Origin of the sequence: Streptomyces sp. NPDC002088 (genome assembly GCF_040296605.1) — a bacterium.
Taxonomy (GTDB): Bacteria; Actinomycetota; Actinomycetes; order Streptomycetales; family Streptomycetaceae; genus Streptomyces.
Window position 1 is genome coordinate 94,434 of record NZ_JBEOXO010000003.1, and the last position, 18,749, is coordinate 113,182.

Below are 18,749 nucleotides of genomic sequence, written 5' to 3' on the forward strand. Positions count from 1 at the left end.
GTTCTGACAGCGTTTCTTACAGCCCTTTCTCAAACCACTGGAGAAAGCCGGGGAGGACGGTGGTGGAAGCCGCTACCAGGTGACGGGCAGCGTCCTCGGGCCGCGGATCAGCCCCTGGCGCTGGAATTCCACCTCGTCGGCGGGGACGGCGAGCCGGATACCGGGGAAGCGGTCCAGCACCGAGCTGATCATCACCTCGGCCTCCATACGGGCCATGATGGCGGCCAGGCAGTGGTGCGGGCCGTGCCCGAAGGCGAGGTGGGAGACGTCGGCGCGGTCGAAGTCCAGGGCGTCGGGGTCCGGGAAGACGGCGGGGTCGCGGTTGGCGGCGACGTAGGCGCAGTAGATCACGTCGCCCGCGCTGATCACGTGACCGTCGATCTCCACGTCCTCGGTGGCGATGCGGGGGATGCCGACGCCGTTGCGGTGGGGGACGTAGCGGAAGAGCTCGTCGACGGCCTTCGGGAGCAGTTCGGGTTCGCGGCGCAGCCGGTCGAGCTGCTCGGGGTGGGTGAGCAGCGTGTACATCATGGAGCCGCTGTTGTTGCGCACGGCGTGGCCCCCGCTGACCTGGATGGCCATGGCGAGGGAGATCGCCTCGTCGTCCGTGATCTCACCCGTCGCGGCGGCCTGCGCCAGCACGCCGGCCAGATCGTCACGGGGGTCGTCGCGGCGGCGCTCGAGAAGGTCGATGACGCAGGCGCGCGTCGTGTTCCGGGCCGTTGCGCCGCGCTCGCCGGCGTCCGGTCCCGCGGACAGGAGGGCCTCGCCGGCCTGGGCCCAGCGGTGCCAGTCGCTTTCGTCGACCCCGAGGAAGTCGCGGATCACGGCGATCGGGAAGGGGCCGTGCAGGTGCTGCATGAGGTCGGCCGGGGCTCCGGCGCGTTCCATCCCGCCGAGCAGTTCCGCGGCGGTGCGCTCCGCCATCGGGCGCAGCCGCATCATGCTCTTGCCGGTGAACGCCCGGGCTACGACCCTGCGCAGCAGGGTGTGCCGGGGCGGGTCGATGTACTGCAGTCCGGCCGTCTGTGACGCCACCGGAGTCGGCCGCATGGTGGTCACGGAACGGCCGACGAGCGCGGCGCGGGAGAAGCGCGAGTCGGAGGCGACGAAGCGGACGTCCTCGTAGCGGGTGACCAGCCACGCGTGTCCGTCGCCGTGCGGCAGCTCGATCCGGGTGACCGGCTCGTCGCGCAGGACCTCGTCCAGGAACGGATCGGGGTCGAGGGCGGGCAGGTCGTCGACGGGCCAGAACCTCACGGGCGGGGGAGGCGTGATGGAGGCGGAGAGGGAGGCGGAGGCGGCGTCGGAGGCAGAGGCCGAGGCGGAGTCAGAGCAGAAGGTCATTTCACACCACTCCCTTACGTCCTTATGCGCCCTTATCCGACCTGATGCGTTCCGATACGTCGCGATGCGGCCTGATCCGTTCGGCGCCGCGCCGTTCTGCACAGCCTGTACCAGCCGTCGGTGGTCCGCACGGCAGCGCCGCCATTCGCGTGGCCCAACCGCGTGGCACGCCCAGGAGCCCACCGAGGACGCGTACGGGGCTGGTGACTTCGCCCCCCGCGCCTTATCTTGCGGGCGGCCCCGGTGAAGGAGGCGGCGTGCGGATGCGGATGCGTACGCGGATGCGGATGCGGGTTCGCGTCGTGCAGCACAGCACCCAGCGGCGACGTGCTTCGCGGCGGCGTGCGCTGTGGGGCGCGGGTGAAGCCCTCGTCACCGTCGGGCTCGTTCTCCTGCTCCTCGTCGCCCATCAGCTGTGGTGGACCAACCGGGAGGCCAAGCAGGGCGCCGACCGGAAGGTGGAGGCGCTGGAGCGGGAGTGGGGGACGGCAGGGACACCCGGCGGTTCTTCGAGCAGCGCGTCCCCCTCCGGCGATGACGACGCCGACTCCGCAACGGCCCCCTCGTCCGGCCGGCCGAGCAGCACCCCCCGCCGCTCGGCCACCGTCCAGCAGTCCGAGCGGCCCCACTGGTCCCAGGCCTACGCCGTCCTCACCATCCCCCGCCTCCACCTGCGCGTCCCCGTCGCCGAGGGCACCAGCAAGCAGAACGTCCTCAACAAGGGGTACGTCGGCCACTACCCCGGTACCCAACAGCCGGGCCGGGCGGGCAACTTCGCTCTCGCCGGGCACCGCAACACCCACGGTGAGCCGTTCCGGTACATCAACCGGCTCAGGAAGGGCGACGAGGTGCGGGTGGAGACGAGCAGCGCGGTCTACACGTACACCGTGGACAAGACGCTCCCGCAGACCTCGGCCCGCGACTCCGGCGTCATCCGGGCCGTACCCCGGAGCCTGACCGAACCCGCCTACGGCTACAGCAGCCCCGGGTACTACATCACCCTCACGACCTGCACCCCGGAGTACACCTCCAGGTACCGCCTGGTGGTGTGGGGCAAGCTCACTTCCATGCGGCCACGCTGACCGCACCCACCGCCGCGAGTCCCGCCGACACCGCGATCGCGATGTCCGCGCCCTGCGCCAGGCTTCCCCCGGACGTGGTGAGCGCGATCGTCAGGGCCACGCCCGCGCAGGAGCCGATGTAGCGGAACGTCTGCTGCGCCCCGGAGCCCATCGCGGCCCGCTCCGGCGGTACGGACTCGACCGACAGCAGCGGCAGGGCCGCGTTGAGCAGGCCGCTGCCCACGCCGGCGACCACCAGGCCGGGCAGCATCCGCGGCCAGGAGCCCGCGCCGATCGCGCCGAGCATCGCCAGCACGCCGACCGCATGCAGCAGGAAACCGAGGGCCAGTTGGTGGCGCGGCACGATACGGCCCGCGAGCCGCCGGGCCTGCAATGCGACCGCGAAGGACAGGCCGGACCAGAGCAGGAACAGCCACGCCGTGTCCAGCGCGGAGAGCCCGAGGGCGCGTTGCAGCAGCGCCGGCAGGAAGCTGAACAGGCCGATCACGGCGAGGCCCGTGAACAGGCCGCCTGCGGAGGAGGCGAGGAAACGGGGGCGGCGCAGCAGGGAGAGGTCGATCATCGGGGTGGCGGAGCGGCGTTCGACCAGGGTGAAGACGCCCATCAGCAGGACGAACGCGGCCAGCAGCAGGCCGACCGGCGCCCGCAGCCAGCCGTCCCGGCCCAGCGTCAGCGCCGCGACCAGGGCGACCAGTGCCAGCCCGAAGGTCGTCGCGCCGAGCAGGTCGGGGCGGCCGCCGCGCGGGGCGCGCGACTCGGACAGCGTGCGGGCCGACAGCGCCGCCACGATCAGCGCGGCGGCGCCCAGGATCACGTAGCCCAGCCGCCAGTCGGGCAGCGACCCGGTGAGCAGCGGGCCCACCGCGATGCCGCCGCTCACGAACGCGCCCCACACCCCGGTCGCGTGCAGCCGGCCGCGCGGGGTGGGGAAGGCGTGCACGAGCAGGCCCAGACTGCTGGCGAGGAGTGCCGCGCTCGCCGCGCCCTGGGCGACGCGGGTCAGCGTGAACAGCCAGGTCGACGTGGTGAGTCCGCCGAGCGCGGTCGTGATGCCGAGCGCGAGCGTGCCGGCGACGAAGATCCGGCGGCGGCCGTAGTCGTCGGCGAGGCTGCCGGCGACCAGGAGCAGGGCGGCCAGGCCGAGCGGGGTGCCGTTGAGCAGCCAGGCCTGGGCGGACACCGCGGTGTGCAGGTCGGCCGCCATCTCGGGGAGCGTGACCATCGGCGCGGTGTACGTCATGAGGGCCACGGCGGTCGCGGCGCTGGTCAGGGCCAGGGTCGCCCGGGGGCGCGGGCCGGGGGCCGCGTGCTGGTTCCGCTCTGCCCGGGTGGTCGTGGCGTTGTAGTCGAGCCGGGTCATGGCTGCCTTTCCGTGGACTGCGACCGTACGAGTTCGATGAGGCGGGTAGGTTCGATCATTGAACTCACCTCCGCTCCCACACCGTAGCACCGTAGGTTCGGTCACTGAACCAATGAACGGAAAAAGTGGCTACAGTGGACGTCATGGCACTGGGTAAGGACTACGCGACGCAGGAGTGCTCGATCGCCCGGGCACTGGAGGTCGTCGGCGAACGATGGACACTGCTCGTCATCCGTGACGCGCTCTACGGCGTACGGCGCTACAACGACTTCCTCGTCCACCTCGGCATCCCCCGTGCCGTCCTGGCCTCCCGCCTCCAGTCGCTCACCGCCGAGGGAATCCTCGAGAAGCGCCGCTACCAGCAGTCCCCGCCGCGCGACGAGTACGTCATCACCGAGCGCGGGATGGCGCTGTGGCCGACGCTGCGGTCGCTCGGCCGGTGGGGGCGGGAGAACATCGACGGGTCCCTGTTGCGCGAGTTCCGGCACGCCGACTGCGGCACGGAACTCGGACCGTACGGCGAATGCCCCGCCTGCGGCACCGTCGTACCGGTCCCGGACGTCCTCATGGTGCCGGGGCCCGATCTTCTCGACCGGGACCCGGCGGATCCGGTCAGCAGGGCCCTGCTGAAGCCCAAGCGGCTGCTGGAGCCCGTCGTCACCGAACCCGTATAAGCCCCCTGGCCGGTGCGGGCCCCGGGCACCCCGGTCGCGGTCCAGTCCGTGAACACGGTCTTGCGGACTGGACGCAGAGCTTGGACGATCAACCAGTCCTCCGATGGCTGCACACATCGGCGGGGCGCCCGCGATCGAGGGAGATTGTGATCATGAAGCTGCTGCGAGTCGGTACGGCGGGAGCGGAGCGGCCCGCGCTGCTCGACGCCGAAGGTGTCCTGCGAGACCTGTCGGGTCTCGTGACGGACATCGACGGCGCACTGCTCGCCGACGAAGCCGCGCTCGGCCGCATCCGCGCCGCCGCCGAAGCCGGTGAACTGCCGGAGCTGGACGCGACCGGACTGCGCGTCGGGCCGCCGCTGGCGCGGATCGGCAAGGTCGTGTGCATCGGGCTGAACTACCACGACCACGCCCGGGAGACGGGGGCCGAGCCGCCCGCCGAGCCCGTCATCTTCTTCAAGGCGGCGGACACCGTCGTCGGGCCGCACGACACGGTGCTCGTACCGCGCGGCTCCACCAAGACCGACTGGGAGGTGGAGCTGGCCGTGGTCATCGGGCGGACCGCCCGCTATCTGGAGTCGGTGGAGGAAGGGCTCGCGCACGTCGCGGGTTACGCGGTGGCGCACGACGTGTCCGAGCGGGAGTTCCAGATCGAGCGGGGCGGGACCTGGGACAAGGGGAAGAACTGCGAGACGTTCAACCCGCTGGGGCCCTGGCTGGTGACCGCCGACGAGGTGCCGGACCCGCAGGCCCTCTCGCTGAAGCTGTGGGTCAACGGCGAGCTGAAGCAGGACGGGACGACCGCCGAGCAGATCTTCCCCGTGGGTGAAGTGGTGCGGTACGTCAGCCAGTTCATGACGCTGTACCCCGGTGACGTCATCAACACCGGGACCCCGGCCGGGGTCGCGCTGGGGCAACCCGAGCCGAAGCCGTTCCTGCGGGCCGGTGACGTCGTCGAGCTGGAGATCGAGGGGCTCGGGCGCCAGTGCCAGGAGCTCAAGGACGCCTGAGCCCCCGGCCTCAGGTCACCTGAGCCGGCCTCAGATCAAAACACCGGCCAGCCTGCGCCACGTCTCGCGCGGCAGGGCGTCACGTGAGGCGCCGTTCACCACCTGGATCGCCACGTGGTCGGCGCCCGCCGCGTGGAAGGCGGTGATGCTGTCGCGGATCCGGTCCTCGCCACCCCACGCGTACAGCGCGTCGATCAGGCGGTCGCTGCCGCCGGCGGCCAGGTCGTCCTCGGTGAAGCCGAGGCGCAGGAAGCTGTTGGTGTAGTTGGGGAGCGCGAGGTACATCGCGAGGTGCTCGCGGGCCAGCGCGCGGGCGCGGGCCGGGTCGGTCTCCGGGACGACCTTGAACTCCGGGGCCAGCAGCGCCCCCTCGCCCAGGATCTCGCGGGCCTCGGCGGTGTGCTCGGGGGTGACGAGGTAGGGGATCGCGCCGGCCGCCCGGTCGCCCGCCAGCTTCAGGGTCTTCGGGCCGAGCGCCGCCAGGACCCGGCGCCCGGCCGGGACACCGGCCGCGTCCAGCGCGTCGAGGTAGGCGACCAGGGCTGAGTACGGGCGGCGGTACTGGTCCGCGAGCTTGGCGTGACTCACGCCGAGGCCGAGGACGAAGCGGCCGGGGTGGGCCGCCTCCACCTCGGCGAAACCGGCCGCGCTCGCCTCGGCGTCGTACTGCCAGATGCTCTGGATGCTCGTGCCGACGGCGAGCCGCGACGTCCCTTCGAGGAGCGGGACGGCATGCCGGGCGGCGCTGCTGCCGCCCAGCCAGACGGCGCCGTAACCGAGCTGTTCGAGCTCCGCGGCGGCCTCGGCGATCTCGCCGCGCCGGGCCGGATCCTCCGAGCGGAGTTCCACGCTCCAGATGCCGTACCGGCCGACGATCTCCCTGGTGGTGCTCGCGCTGCTGGGCGACTCGCTCATCGGGTCCCTCTCCTCCGGGTGGGTGTCGTGCCGTGATCGTCACGCACGTCAGGCCCAACCGGAGGGAGCCGCGCGGTAATCCCGCCGGCGGACTACTCGCTCAGGAACTGCTCCAGCGCCCCCACCACGAACCGGTGGTCCTCCAGCTGCGGCAGCCCGGACACCGTCACCGCGCCGATCACGCCGACGCCCTCGACGTTGATCGGGAAGGAGCCGCCGTGTGCCGCGTAGGTGTCGGGGTCGAGGCGGGAGGACTCCTCGAACGTCGTGCCCTTCGCCCGGAACCGGGCGCCGACGAGGTAGGAGGCCGCGCCGTAGCGTTCGACGACCCGGCGCTTGCGGGCGATCCACGCGTCGTTGTCGGGGGTGGAGCCCGGCATCGCAGCGTGGAAGAGCTGCTGGCCGGCGCGGTGGATGTCGATGGCCACCGGGGCCTGGCTCTCCCGTGCCAGGTCCACCAGCAGGGAACCGAGTGCCCAGGCGTCGTAGTAGCTGAACTGGGGGAAGACCAGACGGCGTTCCTGGGCCTCCAGTTCCTCCAGACTCGGGGTGATCTCGGGGGTGGACCTCGGGGTGATCTCGCGTCCGCTCATCACAGGCTCACCGTCACTCCGTCGCGGGCGGAACGGCGGGCCGCCTCCAGGACGTCGAGGGCGGCGGCCGCCTCCAGCGCGGTCACCGGGTTCGGGCCGCCCTCGGTCAGGGCCTTCGCCACCGCCGCGTAGTAGGCGGGGTAGTCGCCGGGCAGGGTCGGTACGGGGCTGCCGCCGCCGGTCAGCGGGGACTCGCCCGCGCCGACACGGCCCCACAGCGACTCGGGCTCCGTGCCCCAGTCGGCGGTCGTACCGGGGCGCTCGCCGTCCCGCAGCGCCGCCTCCTGCGGGTCCAGGCCGTACTTGACGTAACCCGCCTGCGAGCCCAGCGCCCGGAAGCGCGGGCCGAGTTGGGCGGTCGTCGCGGAGACGTACAGGTGGGAGCGGACGCCGCTGGCGTGCGTAACGGCGATGAAGGTGTCGTCATCCGTCTCCGCGCCCGGCCGGCGGATGTCCGCCTCGGCGTAGACCTGCGTGGCCGGGCCGAAGAGGACCAGCGCCTGGTCGACGACATGGCTGCCGAGATCGTAGAGCAGACCTCCGATCTCTGCGGGGTCGCCGGACTCGCGCCAGCCGCCCTTCGGCTGCGGGCGCCAGCGCTCGAAGCGCGACTCGAAGCGCCATACGTCGCCCAGTTCGCCCTCGTCGATCAGCTTGCGCAGGGTCAGGAAGTCGTTGTCCCAGCGGCGGTTCTGGAACACGGAGAGGAGCAGGCCGCGCTCCTCGGCGAGGGCCGCCAGCTCGCGCGCCTCGGCCGCCGTGCCCGCGATCGGCTTGTCGACCACGACCGGCAGGCCGGCCTTCAGCGCGGCGGTGGCGAGCGGGACGTGGGTCTTGTTCGGGGAGGCGATGACGATCAGGTCGAGGTCGTCGGCGCGGTCGAACAGCTCCTCGGGCGTGGCGGCGACGCGGACGTCCGGGAACTCCGCCCGGGCCTGTTCCTGCCGCTCGGGGTTCGAGGTGACCACCGTGTCGAGGGCGAGGCCCTCGGTGGCCGCGATCAGCGGGGCGTGGAAGACGGAGCCGGCGAGGCCGTAGCCGATCAGGCCCACGCGGAGGGGAGTACCAGTCGTGCCAGTCGTACCATTCATGCTCTCCACTTTCGCAACGCTGTTGCCAAAGTGCAAGCGCGGGGGAAAATGGTGGCGTGAACAGGGCGAAGAGCGGTAGCGGTCGCGGTACGGGCGGCCGTGGCGGTACGGGCGGTCGCGGTACGGGCAGTAGCGGTACGGGCGCGGCGGCCGGCGCGAACCTGCTCGCCGTGCGCAGCCACAACACCGCGCTCGTCCTCGACCTGCTGCGCACGGCGGGTACGGCGGGCGGCGACGGCATCAGCCGGCTCGAGCTCGCCGACCGGACCGGGCTGACCCCGCAGGCCGTCAGCAAGATCACCGCCCGGCTGCGGGCGGAGGGGCTGGCGACCGAGGCGGGGCGCCGGGCGTCGACAGGCGGCAAGCCGCGTACGGTGCTGCGGCTGGTGCCGGAGGCGGGGTACGCGGTCGGCGCGCACCTGGACCGGGACGAACTGCGGGTCGTTCTCGTCGACCTCACCGGGACCGTGGTGGGGGAGCGGGGCGGCCCGCTGGATCTGGGGGCGGGTGCCGAGGCCGTGGTGGCGGTGGTGGCCCGGGAGGCGGAGCTGCTGGCGGCGACGCGGCCCTCGGGCTCCCTCCTCGGGGTCGGGGTGGCCCTGCCGGGTCCGCTCGACCACACCCACGGCGTGCTGCACCGCGTCACCGGCTTCCCCGAGTGGGACGGTTTCCCGTTGCGGGACGCGCTCGCCGGGCGGCTCGGGGGCGTGCCGGTCGTCGTCGACAAGGACACCAACGCGGCGGCGCTCGGGCTGGCCGTCGGCGGCGAGAGCGGGTCCTTCGCCTATCTGCACCTCGGTACGGGACTCGGCGCCGGACTGGTGATCGGGGGCAGCGTGCACCGGGGTCCGCGGACCGGCGCGGGGGAGTTCGGGCACCAGGTCATCCAGCTCGACGGGCCGCCGTGCACCTGCGGCGACCGCGGCTGCATCGAGGCGCTGTGCCTGGGCGCCGTGGCCCGCGGTGACGTCGCGGAGGCGGCGCGGGTACTGGGCGCGGGCGCGGCGAACCTGGTGGGGCTGCTCGACATCGACCTGGTGCTGCTCGGCGGGCGTACGGTCGCCGCGGCGCCGGAGCGGTTCGTGCGCGGAGTGGCGGAGGTGCTCGACGCGCGGGCCCGGCGCGAGGGCGCGGCCGAGGGCGCGGTGCCGGTGCGGGTCGCGCCGGGCGGGGTGCGGGGGGTCGCGGAGGGGGCGGCGCAGTTGCTGCTGGGTCCGTTGTTCGGGCGGGACGACAGCTGAACGACGTTTTCCGGGCCGACAGGGGGAACGACGGCGCCTGGGCCGACAGGGGGAACGACGGTGCCTGGGCCGACAGGGGGAACGACGGTGCCTGGGCCGACAGGGGGAACGACGTGGCCCGGGACCACAGCTGAAACGACGTTTCCCGGATCCGCAACCGGGGTGCGCCGACCGGGCGGAATTGCACGCCCGTTCGAGTTCTGTCGTCCTCCGCCTCGGCATGGCACCGCTCCTCCTCCGCCGCCGCCCGGCAGGGTCACATGACCATGCGACTGTGCACGCCCGCCTCCCTCTGCCTGGCGGCAGCCGCCGCCCTCCTCCCCGTACCCGCGGCGACCGCCTCAGCGGCCGCCTTTGCGACCGCCGCCTCGGCGACCGCCGCCGGCCCCGGGCCGGCCTGCGCCGCCTCCGGCGACCGCGCCTTCCCCCTCACCACCCGCATCCACGGCGGCCCCGCCTCCTACGAGGCCGGCGGCGGCTACGGCATTTGGTACCTCGACCTCACCAACACCACCGCCCGCGCCTGCTCGGGCATCCACCCGGTCGTCGTGCTGGTCGACGGACAGCACGCCCTGAAGCCGACACAGCCGCGCCTGGACTTCTACGACGGTGTGCGGCCCCGCCCCGTCCACTTCGAGAAGACCGACGAGGACGAGCTGGTCGGGGCCTTCGGCCAGGAAGGCAAGAAAGCCGACGACTTTCCCGGCTTCACGGTGGGCCCCCGAAAGACCGTCACCGTGAAGGTCCGCCTCGCCCTCACCTCGGACGCCGCACCCAACGAGATCACCGTCAACGCCGCCGTGGTCCAGCGCCGCGAGGACGACGGCGACTGGGTCGGCGAGTCGAACGACTACCGCTTCCGCGTGGAGACCGACACCGACACCGACTCCACGTCCGACACGGACTCCACGCCCGACACGGACAGCGACACGGACTCCACGTCCGACACGGACACCGGCTCCGCCACCGATCCGACCGCCGACCGCAGCACGCATCCCGACCCCAGCAGTCCCGGCACCCACCCCGATCCCACCACCGGCGCCGGCGCCGGCACCGATCCCGGCTCCGCGTCTGTGCCCTCCCCTCATCCGGATCCCGATCCGGATCCCGTTGCCGACCCCACGCCGCACGCCACCCTCACCAGCCCCACCACGCCCACCCCCTCCACCGCCCCGGACGACCCTTTCTCCTTCGCCGACCAACTCGCCCGCACCGGACTCGGCACCCCGGCCGGTGCCCTCGCCGCCGCCCTCGTCCTGCTGGTCACCGGCGGTGCACTGGTGCTGGTCCGCAGGCGTCGCTGAACGCGGGGGTGGACAACCGTTCCCCCAAGATCGGGCCTGTGTTTAGGCTGGGGCCCACGTACCGCGTACGGCAGGAGATCCGCACATGGCAGACCGCAGGCCCATCGAGTCGTGGCTCACCGACATGGACGGTGTGCTCATCCACGAGGGCGTCCCGATCCCCGGAGCCGACGCCTTCCTGAAGAAGCTCCGAGAGTCCGGCAAGCCGTTCCTGGTCCTCACCAACAACTCGATCTACACCCAGCGCGACCTGCACGCCCGGCTGCGTCGGATGGGCCTCGAGGTGCCGGTCGAGAACATCTGGACCTCAGCGCTGGCGACGGCGCAGTTCCTGAACGACCAGCGGCCCGGCGGTACTGCCTACGTCATAGGCGAGGCCGGGCTGACGACCGCTCTGCACGATGTCGGCTACATCCTGACCGACACCGAACCCGATTTCGTGATCTTGGGCGAGACGCGGACGTACTCCTTCGAGGCGATGACGAGGGCCGTCCGGCTGATCAACAACGGCGCGCGGTTCATCGCCACCAACCCCGACCAGACGGGGCCCTCGACCGAGGGAGCACTTCCTGCGACGGGTGCCGTCGCCGCGCTGATTACCGCGGCCACCGGCAAGGAGCCGTACTTCGTGGGCAAGCCGAACCCGCTGATGATGCGGGCCGGGCTCAACGCGATCGGGGCGCACTCGGAGTCCTCGGCCATGATCGGCGACCGCATGGACACGGACGTGCTGGCCGGCCTCGAGGCCGGTATGAGGACCTTCCTCGTGATGACCGGGGTGACCAGCCATCCGGACGAAGTGGACCGTTACCCGTATCGGCCCTCCAAGGTCGTGGACTCGATCGCGGATCTGGTCGACCTTGTGTGATCGTTGATCGCCGGTTCACCGAAACGAAGGCCCTCCCGGACCACGGCACGTCGATACGTTGACATCCGTACGGGCTGAGTTTCCATTCAACTCACCCTGACTCGCGGGGCAGGGATGCGCGATGTCGAGCGCACCCTGCGATCAGCGGCCTGCGTGCCTGCGGAGGTATTGACTGACCACCTCGTTGAACTCCTCGGCGCGTTCGACCTGGGACCAGTGGCCGCACTGGCTGAAGAGGTGTGCGTCGGCGTTCGGGATGGTGTTCAGAAGTTCCCACGTCCGCGAGACCGGGATGACCACGTCCTGCATCCCGTGGATCAACAGCAGGGGTATGTCCAGTTTCGAGAGTGCGTCGAGGTCGAGCGGCAGCACGTCCCGGTCGCGGTCGCGGGCTGCCACGACCTCTTTCAACCGGCTCGACGCGCTGTCGTTCAGTGCTGCCTGATAGCGCAGGTTGACCAGTTCATCGGTGACCAGGTCCGTGTCCACGACGAACTGCTCCAGGGTGCGGCGGATGCCGGCCGGCGACAGTTCGGGCTTGGCATGGCCCGCCAACGCCGCGGTCTTCTTCGCGCCTCCGGTGCCCATCGAGATGATGCCCAGGAGACGCTCGGGGGCGTCGATGGCGAGCTGCAGGGCGACCCAGCCGCCGATCGAGTTGCCTATGATCCAGGTCTTGTCGATGCCCAATGCGTCGAGGACGCGCAGCGCGTGCCGGCCCCACTCTCGGATCCCGTATTCGGTGCCCGGCGTCACGACGGTCTGGCCGTAGCCGATGGAGTCGATGGCGACGCAGCGCCCCTGCTCCGCGAGGCGAGGCAGATTCAGCCACCAGTTGGCGGCGGCGGTGACACCGGTCCCCGAGCCGTGCAGGAAGAGGATCGGGGACCCTTCGCCGAGCTCGTGGTAGTGGGTGAGCTCGCCGTCACCGGTGGGCAACCACTTGTCTTCGAGGCCGAAGAAGGCGGCGGTTCGGTACTCAGGGATCTCGATGGTGGGCATCGGCATTCCTTTCACTGTGCTGTCCTGCAACGGCCGAGGCGCCGGTCACGACCGGCGGGTGAGCTTCTCGATGACGGCGTGAACGCCCACGACGTTGTTCACCATCTGGGTCACGCGGACATCCGCGGCGATGGAGCAGAGGCTGTAGGCCTCTTCTGGGTCGAGACCTTCCTCGACCAGCCAGTTCACCAGATCGTCCACCGCGTCATGGGCGGCGTCCTCGAGGTTCTCCCCGAAACCGGTGGAGACGAAATGAGTCTCGGTTTCGGCCCGGGGGGTACGCAGCCGCACTCCCTGTTCCACCGTGAACCGCAACCGGACATGGTCCATGCCGGTTTCGATGGCGGTCTGGTTCACTTCGCCGTCCCCTTGGACCGCGTGGCCATCACCGCAGTAGAAGCCGGCGCCGTCGCGGAAGACGGGCAGTCTGAGACGGGAGCCGACGACGAGTTCGGAGAGGTCCATGTTGCCGCCGAAGCAGCCGGGTTCCACCGTGCTCCGCGGACCGTCCTCGGCCGGCGCCACTCCCATGATGCCCAGGAACGGTTTGAGGGGCACGCTCACCTTGCCACCGAGGGTGGTGGTCATGGAGCTGCGGTCCAGGGCGAAGTGGCGGATCGTTCCTGCGGGGAACCGGTCGCGGAGGACGCCCCGGCCACGGGGCTGGGCCACCACCAGGTTGAACCCGTGTGCTGCGGGCGTGAGCGCCAGCACGTCCACCACCAGGGTGTCGCCGGGACGCGCTCCGCGCACATGGATGGGGCCGGTGAGGGAGTGGGGCCCGAGAGCGTCCGGGAAGGCCGCTTTGAGGGCAGGGAAGTCCTCCATGACGGTGTCCGGTGTCACCCGATTACCCCAATGCCCCCAGGTCGACAGGGTGACCTCGTCGCCGGGATCGACCGTGAGCACCGGCGGCGCGGCCGGATCGATCACCCCGACTCGAACGGTGTCCGGTCCGGCAGGGAGCTCGTGGGCGCGGCGCCCCGGCCCCGGCGAGTCAGCCGGGGCCGGGCAGGCGGTCTCCCGCGTCACGCTTCGCTCGCTTCGCCGTGGCCTGGAGCCGGTTCCTGGCGGATCGAGGCCAGCAGATGCTGGACAGCGCTGGTGGCGCCGGACTTGTTGTTGGCGAAGAGGATCCGGGCGAACTGTGCCCCGAGGTAGGGGTGGAACCCGAGGTCATAGAGGGTACGGAAGTTCCGTTCCTCGATGGCGGTGCGTTCGGCCGGGGTCAGCTCATAGCGGTCGAGCACGGCCGACTCGTCCTGCTCGAACTCCTGGCGCAAGTCGGCGTTCCACTTGAGGTCCTGCACCAGATCGTGAGAGACCAAGGCTCGGTTGATGCTTTCCAGACTCATGGTGATCTCCTCTCAGCGTCCGGCAGGCGCCGACGTCATGTCCCAGCTGACGGCACCGATGCCACAGCGCCACTTGTCCCAGGCGGTGTACCCGAGGACATCGCAGTGCCGCTCGCCGATCGCTCCCATGACGAGGATCCAGCTCAGCAGCTCTTCGGTACCGCCGGTGCCGGCCTCCGCCAGCCGCTGCAGGGTGACCTCGGCCAGGACCTTGTCGTGGTCGCCGTTCCCGAGCAGGCCGAGGAACCAGTTGTCGAAGTCCTCATCGATCCAGAAGTCCCGGACACCTCCGGGCTCGTGGCTCATGCCGCCGGTGGCGAAGAGGCCGACGCGCAGGTCGGACGGCAGGTCGTTCTCGATGAGATCGGCCAGCTTCTGACCGATCTCATAGCAGCGGTGCTGATCGGGGAAGGGGGGAACCGTGACGTTCTGGAGGATGGGGACGATCGGAACGCCGCTGGCTTCGATCTCGGTCTTGACCACCGGAACCGAGATGTTGTCGTCGAAGTTGAGATTCTCGCGGGTCGCGGAGACACGCACGCCCCGCTGGTTCAGACCGTTGAGGATCTTTTCGGCGATATCCGGGCGGCCCGGAATCGCGTATTCGCCGCACGCCAGCCAGTCCTTGAAGAATTCGGCCGGGCCGCGGTGCTCGGGTGCCATGCCGACGATGAAATCCGGGTATTCCCGGATGCGATTGTTCGCCATGTGGTCGTTGGCCACCATGATGATCACATCGAGATCGGCCTCACGGATCTGTCGTGCCAACGAACCGTAGGCGGAGCTGACCACCTGTTGTGACTCTCGGGGCGCCTGATCGAACATGCCGACCAGGCCTGGAGCGTGGCTCGCGGCCACGGCGAGGCTGATGTTGGCCATGATGAGGTTTCCTTTGTCGCTCGAAAGAGGGATGGGGGCCCGGTGGTCAGCCCGCGGCGCGCAGGTTCTGGGTCTCGTCCTGACGGACTTCCAGGGTGTCCGGGTCGATGTCGACGCCGTAGACGGTGCGGGCGGCGTCGATCGAGACCACGCCTTCCCGGACGTCCCGCAACACCAGCTCGGCGGGACGCAGATGCGGATCGCCGAACCCGCCGCCACCGCTCGCGATGACCTCGAAGACATCGCCCTTGTTGAGCGTGTAGAACGAGTTGGACTCGACCTCGATGGGGTCGGCGCCGGCGCGCGTCAGGGTCAGGCTCTGGACGATGCCAGGCTCGCCACCGAGCAGGCCCACGGGCGCGGTCTCGGGCATGAAGCCGCTGCCGTAGGTAGCGCAGGCGATGTCGTCGGCCAAAATCCGCCACCGGTAACGCACACCGAGACCGCCACGCCACTGGCCGCCACCCGCGCTGTCGGGGAGGTACTCGAGCTCCTCCAGCAGGTACGGCGTGTCCAGCTCATGCAGTTCGGGGTCCGGAGCGCGCAGTCCGCCCAGGGTGTTCGAGGGGGAGAGGTGGTCCCAGCCGTCGAAGCCCTCGGTGGCGCCGCTGCCGCCCTTGCCCAGGAAGTGGAGGTCGCCGAAGTGACGCCCGGTGCGGGGGTTCATCCCCATCGTGGCAGGCGTGCACCAGCGGGCCCAGCCGGCGTGGGCGCGGCTGGGAATGGCCTGGGAGAGAGCCACCCAGACCGCTGAGGCGATGGCCTCACAGGTCGGGACGGTACACGCGGCGACGGGCGCCGGGTCATCGGCATTGGTGATGGAGCCGGCGGGGGCAATGACGTCGATCGGTTCGATCGCACCGGCGTTGTAGCGAATGTCCGGGTCGATGCAGCCGAACAGGGCCAGATGGGCCGAGGCGACAGTGTTGGCGATCGTGCTGTTGATGAAGCCCTTGGCCTGCTCGTCGCTCTCACTGAAGTCGAAGGTGAGATTCTCGCCGTCGACCTTGATCGTCAGGGCGATCCGGTAGGACCGGTCCCTGTCGATGCCGTCATTGTCGAGCAGCGCGTCGGCGCTGTACTCGCCGTCGGGGATTCCGGCTATTTCGGCGCGGACCTGACGTGCGCTCGCCTGCAGCAGCTCATCGGTGGCGGCGCTGATGGTCTGCGGTCCGTACTTCTCCAGGAGCGCCTTGAGTCGCCGTTCGCCGATCGCGGTGGCGCCGATCTGGCAGTTCAGCACGCTCTCCACCAGGGCGCGCATCCGCACGTTGGAGAGGATGAGCTCCCAGGTGTCACGTCGCAGCTCGCCCTTCTCGACGACGCGGGCCGGAGGGATCCGGATGCCCTCCTCCAGGACATCCCGGGCCCCGGGGTTGAACCCGACGACGCCGCCACCACCGACGTCGGCATTGTGCCCCTTGGTCGTCGCCCAGAAGACGAGCTCACCGTTCCAGAAAACCGGCCGGGCAATGGTGATGTCGGGCAGATGCGAGCCGCCGTCGAACGGATCGTTGTGAATGAAGATGTCGCCGTCGTTCACGTCATCACCGAAGAACTCCGCGATGGCGCGCAAGGCGAACGGCGTCGCCCCACCGATGACGGGAATGTAGTGGGTCTGGGCGAGCAGCCGGCAGTCTGCGCTGAAGAGAGAGGTCGCGAAGTCGCGGGCTTCCACGAAAATCGGCGAGCGCGACGTGCGCAGCATGGTCTGGCCCATCTCGCTGGTGATGCCGTCCAGGGCGTTGCCGATCACGGCCACGAGAATGGGGTTGGACGTGGGTTGCGTCTGTGTCATCTGAGTGATTCCCTTCAGGCCGGTCAGTTCGCCGGTTCGATGACGTAGTTGCCCTGCGAGTCCACCGTCATGGCGTAGCCCTCGATGAGGACGACGGTGGTGGTGGGCTGCTCGATGATCGCGGGGCCGAGGATGCGGTTGTCACGGCGCAGGGCAAGGCCGTCGTAGACGTCGGTCTGGACGGGTACGCCGGAGAAGATCGCCTCACGGGCGCCCTTGCGCGCAGCGGAGGGGTCCTCTCCTGCGGAGGCGTGGTCGGCGAGGGCGGGCTTGGCGGTGCGGCCCAACGAGGTGAGGCGTACGTTGATGAGCTCGGTGGCCTCGCCTGGCATGGCGTAACCGTTGAGGGCCTCGTGCTTCTCCTCGAAGTCGATGACCAGCTGCTTGAGCGACTCCGGGGTGAGTTCGCCGTTGAAGGTCAGAGGGACCTCGATCTCGGTGAACTGGCCGATATAACGCACGTCAGCGCTGAAGACCAGGTCGATCGCGTCGTCCTCCACGTTCTCCGAGCGGAGCGTCTCGACGGCTTCGTCCCGCATCTCCCGGTACAGCTCGCTGACCCGGTCCAGATCCAGGGAGTCCATGTCCGAGACGAAGGTGCGTGCGTACAGGTGCTTGAGGTCGGTCAGGAGGGTGCCGACGGCGCAGAACACCGATGACTCGCGGGGGACGATGATGCGGTTGATACCGAGTTCCTGCGCGATCGGCACCGCGTGGATCGGGCCGGCGCCGCCGGCGACCACCATGGTGAATTCGCGGGGGTCGACACCGCGCTTGACCGAGACGGCGATGACGGCCTCGGCCATGGTCGCGTTCACCACGCGGTAGATGCCTTCGACCGCTTCGGTGACCGAGAGCCCCAGCGGCTTCGCGACCTTCTCCTCGACGGCCGTGCGGGCCGCTTCGACGTCCAGGGTGAAGGCACCGTCGCCGAACATGTCCGGGTTCAGGTAGCCCATGAGGAGGTCGGCATCGGTGGTCGTGGGGTTCTCGCCACCGCGGCCGTAGCAGGCAGGACCCGGGTTGGCGGTGGCGCTTTGCGGACCGACCCGGAGGATGCCGCCGGAGTCCACCCACACCAGCGAACCGCCACCCGCACCCACGGTGTGAATGTCCAGCATGGGCAGGGCAACTCGATATCCGCCGATCTCGCTGTCACTGGTGAGCAGTGACTCGCCGTCACGCACCAGCGCGACGTCGAAACTGGTGCCTCCCATGTCGACGGCGATGACGTCCTCGGAGCCGTGCCGACGGGCGTACTGCAGGGCCGCCCCCGGCGCGGCCGCAGGGCCGGACATGAGCGCGTTGACTGCCGAATCACTGGCGATCTCGGGCGACATCACGCCGCCGTTGGACTGCACGATGAGCAGGGTTCCGCCGAAGCCGCGGTCAGCCAGCTGCTGCTTGATATTCGCCAGGTAGTTCTGCAGCTTGGGTCCGACGAAGGCGTTCAATACCGTGGTGCTGTGCCGCTCGTAGGCGCGGATCTGGGGCACGACATCGCTGGATATCGTGATGAAAACGCCGGGGAGCTCCTCGCGCAGGATTTCTGCGGTGCGCTGTTCGTGAGCGGGATCCAGGAAGGACCACAGATAGGAGACCGCGACCGCCTCGACGCCCTGCTCGCGGAACTGACGCGCTGCCGCACGCACGTCGTCCTCGTGCAGCGCCACGACCTCATTGCCGGACACATCGATACGTTCGCGGACCGTGGCAATGAGCTCCCGGGGGACAAGCGGAGCCGGCGGTGCGTACTTGGAGTCGTTCTGACGCTCCCGGATGCCGCGGCGCATGTTCAGCAGGTCACGGAAGCCGTGCGTCGTGACGAAGCCGGTCCTCGCCCCCTGATGAGTCAAGACGGCGTTGGTCGCGATCGTCGTGCCATGCACGATCGTGGACACCCCGCCGAGAAAGTCTTCCAACGACTCACCGAAGCTGTCGGCCGCTTTGGTCAATCCGTTCAGCAAGCCGACGGACGGATCGTGCGGGGTGGTCGGGGACTTGTAGATACGAGACTCACCGTCCCCTTCGACCACGAAGAGATCGGTAAAAGTACCTCCGATATCAATTCCGATCCGTCGACTCGCCTTGTTGCTTACGTTCGTCATAGAGAGAACTCCATTGCATGGAACCGTATGGACGCGCTGGAGGACGTGGAGCGCATCAGTGCAATTGCGGCTCGCGTGAATAGCGCAGCCAGTGTGAACCGAATCTGAGACTTACCAGAGGG

General features: G+C 70.0%; 17 protein-coding genes. 6 read left to right on the plus strand and 11 right to left on the minus strand.

Annotated elements, in window-relative coordinates; translation table 11 throughout:
• Nucleotides 1–72 precede the first annotated feature (72 nt).
• Nucleotides 73–1,347: a cytochrome P450 gene (locus ABT114_RS07785; protein ID WP_351139740.1), complete on the minus strand. Its 1,275-nt coding sequence runs from the start codon at nt 1,345–1,347 to the stop codon at nt 73–75.
• Nucleotides 1,348–1,634: 287 nt separating this feature from the next.
• Between ABT114_RS07785 and ABT114_RS07790 the strand changes: the two genes are divergently transcribed.
• On the plus strand, nt 1,635–2,429 hold the full coding sequence (locus ABT114_RS07790; protein WP_351140514.1) for a class E sortase: 795 nt from the start codon (nt 1,635–1,637) through the stop codon (nt 2,427–2,429).
• Here the strand turns inward: ABT114_RS07790 and ABT114_RS07795 are convergent.
• Entirely contained in the window at nt 2,407–3,789 is a 1,383-nt protein-coding gene (locus ABT114_RS07795) for an MFS transporter (protein ID WP_351139742.1), read from the minus strand. The genes ABT114_RS07790 and ABT114_RS07795 overlap by 23 nt on opposite strands.
• Before the next feature lie 143 nt (nt 3,790–3,932).
• Between ABT114_RS07795 and ABT114_RS07800 the strand changes: the two genes are divergently transcribed.
• Together ABT114_RS07800 and ABT114_RS07805 are read left to right on the plus strand one after the other, a co-directional pair.
• Nucleotides 3,933–4,463: a winged helix-turn-helix transcriptional regulator gene (locus ABT114_RS07800; protein WP_351139744.1), complete on the plus strand. Its 531-nt coding sequence runs from the start codon at nt 3,933–3,935 to the stop codon at nt 4,461–4,463.
• A gap of 152 nt (nt 4,464–4,615) precedes the next feature.
• Nucleotides 4,616–5,473: a fumarylacetoacetate hydrolase family protein gene (locus ABT114_RS07805; RefSeq protein ID WP_351139746.1), complete on the plus strand. Its 858-nt coding sequence runs from the start codon at nt 4,616–4,618 to the stop codon at nt 5,471–5,473.
• Between the two features lie 30 nt (nt 5,474–5,503).
• Here ABT114_RS07805 and ABT114_RS07810 read toward each other — a convergent pair whose 3' ends face one another.
• From ABT114_RS07810 to ABT114_RS07820, 3 genes are all read right to left on the minus strand, one after another.
• Nucleotides 5,504–6,388 (minus strand): LLM class F420-dependent oxidoreductase, encoded by an 885-nt coding sequence (locus ABT114_RS07810; RefSeq protein WP_351139748.1) that lies wholly within the window; start codon nt 6,386–6,388, stop codon nt 5,504–5,506.
• A 92-nt stretch (nt 6,389–6,480) separates the two neighbouring features.
• Nucleotides 6,481–6,981, minus strand: a complete 501-nt coding sequence (locus ABT114_RS07815) for a heme-degrading domain-containing protein (RefSeq protein ID WP_351139750.1) — start codon at nt 6,979–6,981, stop codon at nt 6,481–6,483.
• Nucleotides 6,981–8,072 carry a Gfo/Idh/MocA family protein gene (locus tag ABT114_RS07820; RefSeq protein ID WP_351139752.1) on the minus strand — a complete coding sequence of 364 codons (1,092 nt, stop codon included), beginning with the start codon at nt 8,070–8,072 and terminating at the stop codon, nt 6,981–6,983. The genes ABT114_RS07815 and ABT114_RS07820 overlap by 1 nt, the downstream gene beginning before the upstream one ends.
• Before the next feature lie 56 nt (nt 8,073–8,128).
• Between ABT114_RS07820 and ABT114_RS07825 the strand changes: the two genes are divergently transcribed.
• The 3 genes from ABT114_RS07825 to ABT114_RS07835 all read left to right on the plus strand — a co-directional run bounded on the left by ABT114_RS07825 (nt 8,129) and on the right by ABT114_RS07835 (nt 11,485).
• The gene (locus tag ABT114_RS07825; RefSeq protein WP_502987957.1) at nt 8,129–9,313 is read left to right on the plus strand and encodes an ROK family transcriptional regulator; all 1,185 of its coding nucleotides are present in this window, start codon (nt 8,129–8,131) and stop codon (nt 9,311–9,313) included.
• Nucleotides 9,314–9,573: 260 nt separating this feature from the next.
• Nucleotides 9,574–10,617 (plus strand): LAVTG motif-containing sortase-dependent surface protein, encoded by a 1,044-nt coding sequence (locus tag ABT114_RS50555; RefSeq protein WP_502987959.1) that lies wholly within the window; start codon nt 9,574–9,576, stop codon nt 10,615–10,617.
• A gap of 85 nt (nt 10,618–10,702) precedes the next feature.
• Nucleotides 10,703–11,485: an HAD-IIA family hydrolase gene (locus ABT114_RS07835; RefSeq protein WP_351139754.1), complete on the plus strand. Its 783-nt coding sequence runs from the start codon at nt 10,703–10,705 to the stop codon at nt 11,483–11,485.
• A gap of 141 nt (nt 11,486–11,626) precedes the next feature.
• Here the strand turns inward: ABT114_RS07835 and ABT114_RS07840 are convergent, their stop codons facing one another.
• The 6 genes from ABT114_RS07840 to ABT114_RS07865 all read right to left on the minus strand — a co-directional run bounded on the left by ABT114_RS07840 (nt 11,627) and on the right by ABT114_RS07865 (nt 18,627).
• Entirely contained in the window at nt 11,627–12,487 is an 861-nt protein-coding gene (locus ABT114_RS07840) for an alpha/beta fold hydrolase (RefSeq protein WP_351139756.1), read from the minus strand.
• A 45-nt stretch (nt 12,488–12,532) separates the two neighbouring features.
• Nucleotides 12,533–13,420 carry an acetamidase/formamidase family protein gene (locus tag ABT114_RS07845; RefSeq protein ID WP_351139758.1) on the minus strand — a complete coding sequence of 296 codons (888 nt, stop codon included), beginning with the start codon at nt 13,418–13,420 and terminating at the stop codon, nt 12,533–12,535.
• Between the two features lie 95 nt (nt 13,421–13,515).
• Nucleotides 13,516–13,842: an extradiol ring-cleavage dioxygenase gene (locus ABT114_RS07850; RefSeq protein ID WP_351139760.1), complete on the minus strand. Its 327-nt coding sequence runs from the start codon at nt 13,840–13,842 to the stop codon at nt 13,516–13,518.
• A gap of 12 nt (nt 13,843–13,854) precedes the next feature.
• Entirely contained in the window at nt 13,855–14,721 is an 867-nt protein-coding gene (locus ABT114_RS07855; RefSeq protein ID WP_351139763.1) for a DODA-type extradiol aromatic ring-opening family dioxygenase, read from the minus strand.
• Nucleotides 14,722–14,767: 46 nt separating this feature from the next.
• Nucleotides 14,768–16,519 carry a hydantoinase B/oxoprolinase family protein gene (locus ABT114_RS07860; protein WP_351139765.1) on the minus strand — a complete coding sequence of 584 codons (1,752 nt, stop codon included), beginning with the start codon at nt 16,517–16,519 and terminating at the stop codon, nt 14,768–14,770.
• 23 nt (nt 16,520–16,542) lie between these two features.
• Nucleotides 16,543–18,627 carry a hydantoinase/oxoprolinase family protein gene (locus ABT114_RS07865; RefSeq protein ID WP_351139767.1) on the minus strand — a complete coding sequence of 695 codons (2,085 nt, stop codon included), beginning with the start codon at nt 18,625–18,627 and terminating at the stop codon, nt 16,543–16,545.
• Nucleotides 18,628–18,749: the final 122 nt, after the last annotated feature.